This window comes from Rhodococcus sp. SBT000017, assembly GCF_003688915.1.
GTDB lineage: Bacteria > Actinomycetota > Actinomycetes > Mycobacteriales > Mycobacteriaceae > Rhodococcoides.
The window spans coordinates 4087667-4100671 of sequence record NZ_REFU01000001.1 but is presented as its reverse complement, the minus strand read 5'-3'; the positions used below and the strand labels follow the sequence as shown (position 1 = coordinate 4100671).

Below are 13005 nucleotides of genomic sequence, written 5' to 3'. Positions count from 1 at the left end.
AGACCATGTCACCAGCCGACGCATTCACCTCGGGATCTCGCACCATCACCCCGCCCTCGCGGTCCGCTCCCAGCGACCAGCCCGCCTGGAACACCCAGAAGAACTCCTCGATGCCCACCTTCCGTTATCGGCCGTTCGCCGAGGAAGTGGAGCCCATCACCCTCCCCGACCGCACGTGGCCGGACAAGATCATCGACCGGACGCCGCAGTGGTGCGCCGTGGATCTGCGCGACGGCAACCAGGCGCTGATCGACCCGATGAGCCCGGCCCGCAAACGCCGCATGTTCGACCTGCTGGTCCGCATGGGCTACAAGCAGATCGAGGTCGGCTTCCCGTCGGCCAGTCAGACCGACTTCGACTTCGTCCGCGAGATCATCGAGGACGGCGCTATCCCCGACGACGTCACCATCCAGGTGCTCACGCAGTGCCGTCCCGAGCTGATCGAGCGCACTTTCGTCGCGTGCGAGGGTGCCCGCAGCGTCATCGTGCACTTCTACAACTCGACGTCCATCCTGCAGCGCCGCGTGGTGTTCCGGGCCGAGCGTGACGTCATCAAGAAGATCGCCACCGACGGTGCCCGCAAGGTCCTCGAAGAGGCCGCCAAGTTCCCCGATACCGACTGGCGCTACGAGTACTCCCCCGAGTCCTACACCGGCACCGAGCTCGCCTACGCCAAAGAGGTGTGCGACGCGGTCACCGCGATCATCGATCCCACTCCCGCCAAGCCGCTGATCCTGAATCTGCCTGCCACCGTCGAAATGGCGACGCCCAACGTCTACGCCGATTCGATCGAGTGGATGAGCCGCAACCTCGATCGCCGCGACAGCATCGTGCTGTCACTGCACCCGCACAACGACCGCGGAACCGGTGTTGCAGCAGCAGAACTCGGCTACCAGGCCGGTGCAGACCGCATCGAGGGATGCCTGTTCGGCAACGGCGAGCGTACCGGCAACGTCTGCCTGGTGACGCTGGGGTTGAACCTGTTCACCCGCGGTGTCGATCCGCAGATCGACTTCTCCAACATCGACGAGGTCCGTCGAACGGTGGAGTACTGCAACCAACTTCCCGTCGCCGAGCGCCACCCCTACGGCGGCGACCTGGTGTACACCGCCTTCTCCGGCAGCCACCAGGACGCCATCAACAAGGGCCTGGACGCGATGAAAGTCACTGCGGACGAACAAGGTTCGGACATCGGGGACGTCACCTGGCAGGTTCCGTACCTGCCCGTCGACCCGAAGGACGTCGGTCGCACCTACGAGGCCGTCATTCGCGTCAACTCGCAGTCGGGCAAGGGTGGCGTCGCGTACATCATGAAGTCCGATCACGGACTGAACCTGCCGCGTCGCCTGCAGATCGAGTTCTCCCAGGCCGTCCAGCGCATCACCGACGGTGAGGGCGGCGAGGTATCGCCCAAGGAGATGTGGGACGTCTTCGCCGAGGAATACCTGACCCCGATCCGTCCGCTCGAACGCATCAAACAGTCGGTACAGGCTGCGGAGGTCGACGGCGGCACCGACACGATCGTCGCGACAGTGAAGGTCGACGGTGTCGAGCAGGAGATCGCCGGCTCCGGCAACGGCCCACTCGCCTCGTTCGTCGACGCACTGTCCACCATCGGCTACGACGTCAGCGTCCTCGATTACTCCGAGCACGCCATGTCCGCGGGCGACGACGCTCAGGCCGCCGCCTACGTCGAGGCCTCGGTCACCTCACCTGCCGGTGTGGCCACCACCGTCTGGGGCGTCGGCATCGCGACGTCGATCACCACCGCGTCACTGCGCGCCGTGGTCTCGGCCGTGAACCGCGCGCTGAAATAAGTTCCTGCTCGACGACAAGCCGCCCGTTCCTTGCGAATGGGCGGCTTTTCGTGCTTATCAGCGTCCAACCGACACTCCGCGTGGGACAATCACTCCGCTGTCGGGGCACCTTGAGGGAATGGAAGTTCGCCATGGACTCTTTCTGGGATTTTCTTTGGCTACTCATCGTCGGATTCGCCTTCGTGGCCTACCTCATGGTGATGCTGTCGATCATCGGAGACCTCTTCCGAAACCACAAGGCATCCGGGCTCGTGAAAGCCGCGTGGGTACTGTTCCTCATCATTGCGCCGTTCTTCACCGCACTGATTTACCTCATCGTGAACGGCGGCAACATGGCCGAGCGCCAGGTTGCAGCCATGCAGCACGCCAAGGACCAGCAGGAGGACTACATCAAGCACGTCGCCGGGCGGTCGGCATCGGAGGAGATTGCACACGCAAAAGTGTTGCTGGACAACGGAACCATCGACCAGGACGAGTTCATGACGCTGAAGGCCAAAGCCCTGTCCTGAACGTCGCTTCCGCCCTGAACGCGTCGAGCACTGCCGCGATCGCCGGTAGCCGTCCTGCGTCGGGTCTCGTCGCGAGTTCGTAGATGCGCCCTGCCCGCACCCCGGACAGTTCTCTGCGCACCAAGCCCGGATGCACGACGGCGTAGCGCGGCATCAACGCCACGCCGTGCCCCGCCGCCACCAACACCTCGGTGACGCGGAAGTCGTTCACTCGCTGCATCACTCGCGGTTCTACGCCGGTGGCGGCGGCCACCGAGAGCAGCACGTCGTCCACCGGAAACCCTCCGCGCACACTGATCCAGCGTTCGTCGACCAAGTCCCGGAGGTATATCGATTCGTGTTGCGCCAGCGCATGACCGGGCGGCAGCACCAGATCGATGGGCTCACGCATGAGGGTGGTCACTTCGATGCGCGGGCCCGCGGTCGACGGTGCCCGGTCGTCGCGGTGTGTGAGCACGACGTCGTAGTCCGCCAACAGTTCCGGCACCGAAGATGCGGGCAAATCCTCGTCGCGGGCGTCGATGTCGACGTCCGAGTTCGCCAACCGCGTCAGCAACCCGGGCAGCAGCAGCGCGGCACCGGACGGGAACAGCGCAACTCGGACGCGTCCCCGCGGGGACGCCCGGTAGCGATCCATCTCTGCTGTGGCTCGATCGAGAGCGGCGAACACATCATCGGTCCTGAGCACCAATGCCCGCCCGGCGTCGGTGAGGCGCAGCCGACGCCCGTCGGGTTCGAGGAGCGTCACCCCAGCTTCCTTGACCAGCAGCTTGAGCTGCTGAGACACCGCCGACGGCGTCATGGACAGCGCCTCGGCGACGGCAGCGACGGTCCCCCTGTCGGCGAGTTCCCGGAGGACCCTGAGCCGCTCCACATTCATGTAGTAAATCTTAACTGTTGCTGCGGATATATTCGATTGTGCTGATCATTTGCTGCCGTCACGATGGACGGCATGACCACTCGCGACCGCCTCCTCGGACTGACCGTCGTCGTATTGTGGGGACTGAACTTTCTCGCCATCCGCGTGGGGCTCGATCACTTCCCGCCGTTCTTCTTCGCTGCATTGCGATTCCTGGTCATCGCCGTTCCCGTCGTGCTGTTCGTCCCGCGGCCGAAGGTTCCGCTGAAGTGGCTGCTGCTCTACGGGTTCGGGTTCGGGTTCCTGCAGTTCGCCTTCCTGTTCGCAGCGATGGCGGCCGGCATGCCCACCGGATTGGCGTCGCTCGTGCTGCAGTCGTCCGCCCCGTTCACCGTCGTTCTCGGCGCGATTCTGCTGCGCGAGCACGTCTCCCGCCGACAGGCGATCGGTATCGCGATCGCCGTGATCGGCATGGTGCTGATCGGGTGGGATCGCGCCCAGAACGCCACCCTGCTGCCGGTGATCCTCACCCTGCTCGCCGGCCTCGGTTGGGCGTTCGGCAACCTGGGGAATCGGCTCGCCAAGTCCGATTCGCCGATGACGCTGATGCTGTGGATGACCGTCGTCCCGCCGGTGCCGATGCTGGCGCTGTCGGCGATGGTCGAGGGTCCGAGCACAGGCTGGCAGGCACTGATGGCATCGTTCGGTCCGCAGGGCTGGCCCGGTCTGGTCGCGTTGGCCTACATCGTGATTCCGGCCACGATCGTCGGTAGCGGCCTGTGGAGCATCCTGATGAGCCGCAACCCCGCCGGTCTCGTCGCGCCGTTCTCGCTGCTCGTTCCCGTCGTCGGCATCGCGGGTGCCTGGATCTTCCTGGGCGAGAACCCCTCGGTGCTGGCACTGATCGGTGGCGTCGTCGTCATCGGCGGGTGTCTCGGGGGCATGGCGGTCCGACGACCTGTCGAAGTACTGGAGAAAGCACCGGTGTGAGGGACGACCGCCGACGTGAAACTGTGCGCTCTTCTGTGCCAGACTCGGCGGATGGTTGAAGTGGGTGAGCGCAGACGTATCGGCGCACGTGGTCGCGTGGCTCTGCGCGCGGCGGAGCTGGCGACCTGGGCGTCCCGCAAAGCAGGCCGCGGCAAGGGATCGATGATCGGCGGCCTCGTCGCACTCAAGATCGACCCGGACATCCTCGGCGGACTCGGCCGCGGTCGACGCACCGTCATCGTCACCGGCACCAACGGCAAGTCCACCACCACCAGAATGACTGCTGCGGCGCTGGCCACCCTCGGTGACGTCGCCACCCAGGCCGACGGCGCGAACATGGACGCCGGCATCGTCGCTGCACTGCACGCCCACTTCGACGCCGAGCTGGCCGCTCTCGAGGTCGACGAACTGCACGTCCCCCATGTGTCCGACGCCGTCGATCCCGCTGCCATCGTGCTGCTCAACCTCAGTCGCGATCAGCTCGACCGTGTGGGCGAGATCAACATGATCGAACGCAAGCTGCGCGCGGGCCTGGCCCGGCACCCCGAGACCGTCGTCATCGCCAACTGCGACGACGTCCTCGTCACCTCCGCCGCGTTCGACGCACCGAACGTCGTCTGGGTCGCAGCGGGTGGTGGATGGGCAGGCGACTCGGTCAGCTGCCCGCGCACCGGCGAACCCATCGTGTGGGACGGCGAGCATTGGTACAGCACCGGCAGTGATTTCAAGCGCCCGACGCCGGACTGGTGGCTCGACGACGAGAATCTCTACGGCCCCGACGGGCTCGTACTGCCGATGACTCTGGCGTTGCCAGGAAAAGCCAACCGCGGCAACGCAGCTCAGGCTGTCGCCGCGGCAGTGACCCTGGGCGCGAGCGCGGAAGATGCCGTCGCGGCCGCGTCGAGCGTCGACGAGGTAGCCGGACGCTACTCCACCATTCAGTACGGACCGCATTCCGTCCGAATGCTTCTCGCGAAGAACCCCGCGGGCTGGCAGGAAGCGCTGTCGATGATCGACCCCACCTGCGACGGACTCGTCATCGTCGTCAACGGGCAGGTTCCCGACGGTGAAGACCTGTCGTGGCTGTGGGATGTCCGCTTCGAGCACTTCGAGAACGTCGCCGTGGTCGCCGCCGGTGAGCGCGCGACCGACCTCGGTGTGCGTCTGCTCTACGCCGGTTCGCAGCACACCACCATCGCAGATCCGTTGCAGGCCATCGCATCCTGCCCGCCGGGACGAGTCGAAGTGCTCGCCAACTACACCGCGTTCCGCGATCTCGGGCGCGCGCTGGCACGTGAGGTGAAAGATGTCTGAGTCCACCGTTCGCATCGGCCTCGTCCTGCCCGACGTGATGGGCACCTACGGCGACAACGGAAACGCGCTCATTCTGCGGCAGAGACTGCGGATGCGAGACATCGACGCCGAGGTCGTCCAGATCACCCTGAACGATCCGGTTCCCGATTCACTCGACGTGTACACCCTTGGTGGAGCGGAGGATTCAGCTCAACGCCTCGCGACCCGTCATCTCACCCGATACCCGGGACTGCAGAACGCGGCCGCCCGCGGGGTGCCGGTGCTCGCCATCTGTGCCGCGATCCAGGTCCTCGGTCACTGGTACGAAACCTCCGCGGGTGAACGCGTCGACGGCATCTCCCTGTTCGACGTGACCACCGCACCTCAGGCCACCAGGTCCATCGGTGAAGTCGTCACCGAACCCGCGCTCGACGGCCTGAGCCAGAAACTCTCCGGTTTCGAGAATCACCGCGGTGGAACAACTCTCGGACTCGACGCGTCCCCTTTGGCCAAGGTCACCCACGGCGTGGGCAACGGCGTCGGCGACGGCCGCGAAGGCGTCGTACAAGGTTCTGTGATCGGCACCTACATGCACGGCCCGGTACTCGCCCGAAACCCGGAGTTGGCGGACTACCTGCTGGAGCGGGCGTTGGGCGCGACTCTCGCGCCACTGGAGTTGCCCGAGGTTGCGCAGCTGCGGAAAGAGCGGCTCCGCTAGTGCCTGCGGCAGTGGTGCGATTAAGTGCCCTGGGCGGCACCTAGCCGCACCACTGCGCAGCACTCGCACGCATACGACGTGTCCGTCCAGCCCTCCCGCACCAGAACATCACGCACCTCGCGGTACACCCCACATGGGTCAGTGGACACTTCCTGCCATCCGTAGACCAACCGCGGGCGATTACTGAGCTCGGCGGCGTTGTCTCGTAGGCGGTCTCGAAATCTGACATCCCTCGCCGAGTGGAATTGCTGACCGTCGAGCCGAACGATCAGACCACCCTCGGAATACTCGACGTCCTCGAACAACACCCGTTCACCGATGTGGTGGGGTGCCTGACGACGACCGGAAGGCAGTCCGTGCGCCTGCTCGACATCGGTCGCGTAGCGGAATTCGAGAACGGACTGGACACCACCCGCCAAGAGCGACAGGGCGTCGAGCAGGATTTTCTTGTACCGTCTCGGTCGCCGCAGTTCGATCTTCCGACGCATTGCCGAGACGGAGACTCTCCCATTGGTCATAGCTGAGACAAAAGCAGCTGCCCCCTCGTGCGCCGTCGGAGCGGATACCGCCAAGTCCAAGACCGTGTCTTCTTTGCTCGTCCGACGCGGATCGGTGTCGACACCGATGTGTTCGATGGCCAACGAACGATGCACGACCACGCCGGGATGGATACGCGCATTGCTCAGCGATGTCGGACGAGTCAGCACGTGACGCATCGTCGGCGGTTGACTGATGGCAGAGCACGCACGCGGCACAGTCAGATGGATTGGCCCGGCGTACTCACGCAGCATCCCCCACTGGTGCGCGGCGGTGTTGTGACTCAGGATCGCGCCGCCGCCTCCGTACAGCAGCGCCGCCTGCAACTCCATCTCCCGGTTGAGTGGACCATTCGTCACACAGATGACGTTCCGAAACACTCGCAGCCATTGGCCGGTCTCGACGCGGTGGCGGATGGCCTTTGGAGTGAACCCCCATGCGCGGAGCTGGACAGTGGTCACCAGCCCGTGCTGAGCATCGAGAACAGACTGCGGTATCCGGACCCCGTCGTTTTCCATGCCGGGATGATGCACCGGGGGTACGACACAGTGGCTTCGCCAGTGGCGCGAATAGGTGCCGCCCAGGGCACTTAACCGCACCACTGCCGCAGGCACTCACATACGTCGACGCCCGGTCAGCGCACGCCCTAGGGTCAACTCGTCGGCAAATTCGAGGTCTCCGCCCATGGGCAGGCCGGAGGCGAGGCGGGTAATGGCCAGGCCGGGGAAGTCTCGCATCATGCGCACCAGATACGTGGCCGTTGCTTCGCCCTCGGTGTTGGGGTCGGTGGCGATAATGACCTCGGTGACGTCCACTCCGTCGTCCTGAGTTCCCACCCGAGTCAACAGCTCTCGGATACGCAGTTGATCCGGACCCACACCGTTCAGTGGATCGAGTGCTCCGCCGAGCACGTGGTAGCGACCCTTGAATTCTCGCGTACGTTCCACGGCCTGCACATCTTTGGGCTCTTCGACGACGCAGATCATCGATCTGTCTCGACGCGAATCGGCACAGATTCGGCACAGTTCCTTGTCCGAGACCGTGCCACAGACGATGCAGAACTGCACACCATCGCGGATGCGCTGCAGTGCGCGCATCAGCCGGTCCACCTCAGGCGGTTCGACACCCAGGAGGTGAAAGGCTATGCGCTGAGCACTTTTCGGACCGACTCCGGGGAACTTGCCGAGCTCGTCGATCAGATCCTGTACCGGACCTTCGTACACTGACTAGAACCCGGGCAGGCCGGGCATGCCACCGAGACCACCAGCGAGGGGACCGAGCTTCTCGCTCGCGACGTTCTGCGCTGCCTTCGAAGCATCGGCGATGGCACCGATCACCAGGTCCTGCAACGTTTCGATGTCGTCGGGATCGACGACCTTGGGGTCGATGGTCAGTCCGACCACCTCACCGGTTCCCTTGACCGTGGCGACTACGAGTCCGCCGCCCGCCTGGCCGGTCACTTCGGTTTCCGCGATCTCTGCCTGCGCCGCCATCAGCTGCTGCTGCATCTGCTGGGCCTGCTGCAGGATCGATGCCATGTCGGGCTGCTCACCGGGTTGCACTGTGCCGTCCTCTCGCGTGGGTCGAAGCGAACTCCAGCGTAGTCGCACGGCAGTTCGCCCTCGGTAACGAGGATCAGCCTTGCTCCGCGCGATGGTCGTATCCGGCGGGGAGGAGTTCGCCGGCGAGAACGCTGACGAGGCCGTCGGGCGAACCGATGATGACGCGCATCAGGGGGTAGAGGTCGGCGAAGATCTGACGATCCTTGCCGCACGGGCTCTTCACCCCGCGCCCGTGGTTGCCGACCGCCACGATGTGAGTCGGCTCGGTCGCACCGGCCACCCGAGCCGCTGCAAGCGCGACGGTCTCTGCGCACGGGCCACCGGTGAAGTGATAGAGATTCACCCCGGCGAAGGTTCGGCCGTCCGCCACTCTCACCGCCGCACCCATCGTGTGGATGCCGTCCTCATCAGGTCCCGCATCCGTCGACGAATCGATTGTCTGCCTGGCCAGTTCGACCAGCGTCCGATCCCCGTCGGTCGCGGGTAGTGCGGAAGAGAAGGACACGATGCGATTCTAGGGCCCCGCGTCTGAACATCTGTCATTACTCTGCGCACGTAGTCTCGTGGCATGGATCAGCCGGCGGCCCCCGAGGGACGCCACTCCCCTCGCAAGCGCCGCGTCACCGCCGAGGCCATGGCCGAGGCAGGTATTGCCCTGACCCTGCCGAAAGTATCCGTGAAGTCGGTCGCTCAGAGCCTGGGGGTCTCGATCGTCGCGATCTACAACAACATCGACGATCTCTGCTCACTCAAAGCCCTGGTGGCGGAGGAGATTCTCCGCAGGTGGTCGCCGCCGCTTCCCGGTGACGACGAATCGATGCACGACGCCCTACTGAAACTCGCCTCCGCGATGCGCAAACTCGTGCACACGAATCCGGGCATCGCGCAGTACCTGATCGGCCTGACCCCCAGCTCGATCGATGCCCTTCGTATGGCCGACGCCGTCCAGACGCGCTACCGACTGCGCTACGACCTCACCCCCAAGCAGGCGACGTGGGCCGTCATCACCGTCGTCGAGCACGCGATCGCATTGGCCGAGATCGTCTACAACGATGCCCGACGCGATCGTGAGTACGACGACGCGATCGCTGCCCGCACCGACCTCGACACCCTGCCCGGGGCCTACGACACGATCGACCGCGGACCCGACGGGATGTTTCTGTGGTCGATGCGCACCGTGGTGGTCGGGACCCTGGCGCTCATCCAGGCCCCCGACTTCGAGCGGATCTAGATCAACTCGCGACGCAGGTTCTCCAGCGTCGCGGCCTGGATCTTCTTCAGTCCCAGCGGCGCGAAGGTCTTCTCGAAGAATCCGCCGATGCCGCCTGCACCCTTCCATTCGGTCGTCGTGGTGACGGTGGTGCCTGCGCCGTCCGGGGCGACCGACCAGGTGGTGACCATGGACGAATTGGCGTCGCGTTCGGTGATGGTCGATCCGGCGACGGTGATGGTGGCGGCGACATTGCGCACTCGCTTCTCGGTGGCCTGCAGGGTCCACCTGACCACGGTTCCGTCTCCTTGCCCGCCCGCGACCACCTCGTAATCGCGGTACTGCTCGGGCAGGATGCGCGGGCGCACCGTCTCGTAGTCGGCGAGCGCGGTGAGCACCCGATCCGGTGCGGCAGCGATGGTGACGGAACTGGATGCACTGACCTGAGCCACGAAAACGTTCTCCTTCTCTAGCGGACGGGATGTGCATCCATCCTGCCTCGCCGACCGCTCGCGTCCGGCATTGCGTCGAGCGCCGTGTGATGTGCTTAACAAGATAATTCTGGAGCACGCAAAACACATGCATGACCCAACCATTTGTCCGATTTGATCGGATTACCGGTCGAGATTCGGCAACAGTTGCGTGAAGTTTCACCGGTCGGACGCCAATGCCGGTGGATACCACGCGGTACGAGATATAGCGTCAGTATGTGGCTTCAGTGAATGCTCTTCTCGGACGACGGCCAGAACCGAGGGAGAGCGGTTACGCAGCGCACCGGTCGGGTGTCGAGCAGCTGCTTCGCAGCTATCGCGCAATTCCGGCCGATGCGACGGTGCGTCTGGCGAAGAAGACGTCCAACCTGTTCCGGGCCAGGACGTCCACCACCACGCCGGGTCTCGACGTATCGGGCCTGAGCAAGGTCATCTCCGTCGATCCCGCCTCGCGCACAGCCGATGTCGCCGGCATGTGCACCTACGAGGACCTGGTCGACGCGACGCTTCCCTACGGTCTCGCGCCCCTCGTCGTCCCGCAGCTCAAGACGATCACCCTCGGTGGAGCCGTCACCGGACTCGGTATCGAGTCGACGTCGTTTCGTAGTGGACTCCCGCACGAATCGGTGCTGGAGATCGATGTACTCACCGGTAGCGGCGAGATCGTCACCGCGACACCGGAGGGCGAACACGCAGATCTCTACTGGGGCTTCCCCAACTCGTACGGCACCCTGGGCTACTCCACTCGGCTGCGGATCCAGCTCGAACCCGTGCTGCCGTATGTCGCGTTGCGCCACCTACGATTTCACGATCTCGACACTCTCCAGTCCACGATGGACACCATCGTCGAACAGCGCGAGTACGACGGCATCGAGGTCCAGTACCTCGACGGTGTGGTGTTCAGCGCCGACGAAAGCTATCTCACCCTCGGTGTCCAGACCGACGAACCGGGGCCGGTCAGCGACTACACCGGTGCCGACATCTTCTACCGCTCGATCCAGCACGCGTCGGACACACCGAAGACCGACCGCCTCACCATTCACGACTACCTGTGGCGCTGGGACACCGATTGGTTCTGGTGCTCCCGCGCATTCGGAACACAGAACCCGAGAATCCGACGCTTCTGGCCGCGCAAGTACCGGCGCAGTAGTTTCTACTGGAAGTTGATCGGCCTCGATCGCAAGTACGACATTGCCGATCGACTCGAGAAGCGCAAGGGAAATCCGCCGCGCGAACGCGTCGTGCAGGATGTCGAGGTTCCGATCGAACACACCGCCGGCTTCGCGCAGTGGTTCCTCGACAACATCCCGATCGAGCCGTTGTGGTTGTGCCCGTTGCGTCTTCGTGAGCCCGCAGCGCCAGGTGCCAATCCGGCCCGACCGTGGCCGCTGTACCCACTCGAACCGAAACGCACCTACGTCAACATCGGCTTCTGGTCCTCGGTCCCGATCGTTGCAGGCGAACCCGAGGGTGCCGCGAACCGCGCTATCGAGAAGAAAGTGACCGAGTTCGACGGGCATAAATCGCTGTACTCGGATGCTTATTACACCGAGGATGAATTCGCCGTGCTGTACGGCGGTGAGAGATATATCCAGCTGAAGAAGAAATACGATCCCGAATCCCGATTGTTGGATTTGTACTCGAAGGCTGTGCAACGCAGATGACGACGTTCAAGGACTCCGGCAATCGCACGGTGAACGGTGCCCAGAAGCTCAAGATCTCCGAGATTCTGGAACTGATCTCCGACGGCAACATCCCACTGCGCTTCACCGCATACGACGGCAGCACCGCAGGACCCGAGGACGCGAGAATCGGCCTCAACCTCAAGAGCCCTCGTGGAACCACTTATCTCGCAACCGCTCCCGGCGATCTCGGCATGGCGCGCGCGTACGTCTCGGGCGATCTCGAAGCAACGGGCGTCCATCCCGGCGACCCCTACGAGTTGCTGGCACTGATGGGCGACGAGCTGCACTTTCGCCGGCCCTCGGCCATGACACTGACATCGATCGCCCGCTCGCTCGGCTGGGATGTGTTGCGGCCCATAGCTCCCCCGCCCCAGGAGGCGATTCCGCGGTGGCGTCGCATCGCAGAAGGTCTGCGCCACTCCAAGACTCGGGACGCGGAAGCGATCCATCACCACTACGACGTGTCCAATGCCTTCTACGAGATGGTGCTGGGCCCCTCGATGACGTACACGTGTGCTGCGTTCGAGAGCAACGATCAGTCTCTGGAAGCGGCGCAGGAGAACAAGTATCGACTGGTGTTCGACAAGCTCGGACTGAAGCCGGGCGATCGTCTACTCGACATCGGCTGTGGCTGGGGTTCGATGGTGCGCTACGCCGCGCGCAGAGGCGTCCAGGTCATCGGCGTGACGCTCTCGCAGGAGCAGGCGTCGTGGGCGCAGAAGGCCATCGCCGACGAGGGCCTGTCCGAGTTGGCCGAGGTGCGTTTCTCCGACTACCGCGACGTCGCCGAGACCAACTTCGACGCCATCTCCTCCATCGGACTGACCGAGCACATCGGCGTGCACAACTACCCGTCGTACTTCTCGTTCATCCAGTCCAAGCTGCGGGACGGCGGCCGGCTGCTCAACCACTCGATCACGCGTCCGGACAATCGCGCGCATGCCAAGGCGGGCAGCTTCATCGATCGGTACGTCTTCCCCGACGGCGAGCTCACCGGTTCCGGACGCATCATCACCGAGATCCAGGACGTCGGTCTCGAGGTCCGTCACGAGGAGAACCTGCGCGAGCACTACGCACTGACCCTCGCCGGATGGTGCCGAAACCTCGTCGACAACTGGGACGCCTGCGTCGCCGAGGCGGGCGAGGGAACAGCCCGCGTGTGGGGCCTGTACATGGCCGGGTCCCGTCTGGGATTCGAGCGCAATGTGGTTCAGCTGCACCAGGTTCTGGCGGTCAAGCTCGGACCGAAGGGCGAAGCAGGAGTCCCCCTGCGGCCCTGGTGGGACGGCTGACCGATGTGAGTGGAACTTCGTAGTGGACTACGAAGTTCCGTG

Annotated in this window: 14 protein-coding genes; 8 read left to right on the top strand and 6 right to left on the bottom strand. The window is 64.4% G+C overall.

Features of this window, described 5'->3' with window-relative positions:
• Nucleotides 1–5 precede the first annotated feature (5 nt).
• Together leuA and AYK61_RS19315 are read left to right on the top strand one after the other, a co-directional pair.
• A complete protein-coding gene (gene leuA / locus AYK61_RS19320) occupies nucleotides 6–1817 on the top strand; it encodes a 2-isopropylmalate synthase (protein ID WP_121872007.1) in 1812 nt (603 codons plus the stop codon).
• Between the two features lie 131 nt (nucleotides 1818–1948).
• Nucleotides 1949–2326, top strand: a complete 378-nt coding sequence (locus AYK61_RS19315) for a PLDc N-terminal domain-containing protein (RefSeq protein ID WP_121872006.1) — start codon at nucleotides 1949–1951, stop codon at nucleotides 2324–2326.
• On the opposite strand, the gene AYK61_RS19310 is transcribed toward AYK61_RS19315, so the two are convergent.
• Nucleotides 2295–3206, bottom strand: a complete 912-nt coding sequence (locus AYK61_RS19310) for a LysR family transcriptional regulator (protein ID WP_121872005.1) — start codon at nucleotides 3204–3206, stop codon at nucleotides 2295–2297. The two genes, AYK61_RS19315 and AYK61_RS19310, sit on opposite strands and share 32 nt — an antisense overlap.
• A gap of 72 nt (nucleotides 3207–3278) precedes the next feature.
• Between AYK61_RS19310 and AYK61_RS19305 the strand changes: the two genes are divergently transcribed.
• Genes AYK61_RS19305 through AYK61_RS19295 form a run of 3 tightly spaced genes read left to right on the top strand, consistent with a single transcriptional unit; the run spans nucleotide 3279 to nucleotide 6186 of the window.
• A complete protein-coding gene (locus AYK61_RS19305; protein WP_121872913.1) occupies nucleotides 3279–4175 on the top strand; it encodes an EamA family transporter in 897 nt (298 codons plus the stop codon).
• A 51-nt stretch (nucleotides 4176–4226) separates the two neighbouring features.
• A complete protein-coding gene (locus tag AYK61_RS19300; RefSeq protein ID WP_121872004.1) occupies nucleotides 4227–5489 on the top strand; it encodes a Mur ligase family protein in 1263 nt (420 codons plus the stop codon).
• Complete coding sequence (locus tag AYK61_RS19295) at nucleotides 5482–6186, top strand: type 1 glutamine amidotransferase (RefSeq protein WP_121872003.1); 705 nt, start codon at nucleotides 5482–5484, stop codon at nucleotides 6184–6186. The genes AYK61_RS19300 and AYK61_RS19295 overlap by 8 nt, the downstream gene beginning before the upstream one ends.
• Before the next feature lie 20 nt (nucleotides 6187–6206).
• On the opposite strand, the gene AYK61_RS19290 is transcribed toward AYK61_RS19295, so the two are convergent.
• The 4 genes from AYK61_RS19290 to AYK61_RS19275 all read right to left on the bottom strand — a co-directional run bounded on the left by AYK61_RS19290 (nucleotide 6207) and on the right by AYK61_RS19275 (nucleotide 8790).
• Entirely contained in the window at nucleotides 6207–7241 is a 1035-nt protein-coding gene (locus tag AYK61_RS19290; protein WP_121872002.1) for a type IV toxin-antitoxin system AbiEi family antitoxin domain-containing protein, read from the bottom strand.
• 96 nt (nucleotides 7242–7337) lie between these two features.
• Entirely contained in the window at nucleotides 7338–7946 is a 609-nt protein-coding gene (recR, locus tag AYK61_RS19285; protein ID WP_032379989.1) for a recombination mediator RecR, read from the bottom strand.
• Between the two features lie 3 nt (nucleotides 7947–7949).
• Nucleotides 7950–8261, bottom strand: a complete 312-nt coding sequence (locus AYK61_RS19280; RefSeq protein WP_220709131.1) for a YbaB/EbfC family nucleoid-associated protein — start codon at nucleotides 8259–8261, stop codon at nucleotides 7950–7952.
• 97 nt (nucleotides 8262–8358) lie between these two features.
• Entirely contained in the window at nucleotides 8359–8790 is a 432-nt protein-coding gene (locus AYK61_RS19275; protein WP_220709130.1) for a hypothetical protein, read from the bottom strand.
• Between the two features lie 63 nt (nucleotides 8791–8853).
• Between AYK61_RS19275 and AYK61_RS19270 the strand changes: the two genes are divergently transcribed.
• Nucleotides 8854–9516, top strand: a complete 663-nt coding sequence (locus AYK61_RS19270) for a hypothetical protein (protein WP_121871999.1) — start codon at nucleotides 8854–8856, stop codon at nucleotides 9514–9516.
• On the opposite strand, the gene AYK61_RS19265 is transcribed toward AYK61_RS19270, so the two are convergent.
• On the bottom strand, nucleotides 9513–9947 hold the full coding sequence (locus AYK61_RS19265; protein ID WP_121871998.1) for an SRPBCC family protein: 435 nt from the start codon (nucleotides 9945–9947) through the stop codon (nucleotides 9513–9515). The genes AYK61_RS19270 and AYK61_RS19265 overlap by 4 nt on opposite strands.
• Before the next feature lie 257 nt (nucleotides 9948–10204).
• Here AYK61_RS19265 and AYK61_RS19260 point away from each other — a divergent pair, with 257 nt between their 5' ends.
• Nucleotides 10205–11650: an FAD-binding oxidoreductase gene (locus AYK61_RS19260; RefSeq protein WP_183130359.1), complete on the top strand. Its 1446-nt coding sequence runs from the start codon at nucleotides 10205–10207 to the stop codon at nucleotides 11648–11650.
• The gene (locus AYK61_RS19255; protein ID WP_121871997.1) at nucleotides 11647–12963 is read left to right on the top strand and encodes a class I SAM-dependent methyltransferase; all 1317 of its coding nucleotides are present in this window, start codon (nucleotides 11647–11649) and stop codon (nucleotides 12961–12963) included. Before AYK61_RS19260 ends, AYK61_RS19255 begins: the two co-directional genes overlap by 4 nt.
• Nucleotides 12964–13005 lie beyond the last annotated feature (42 nt).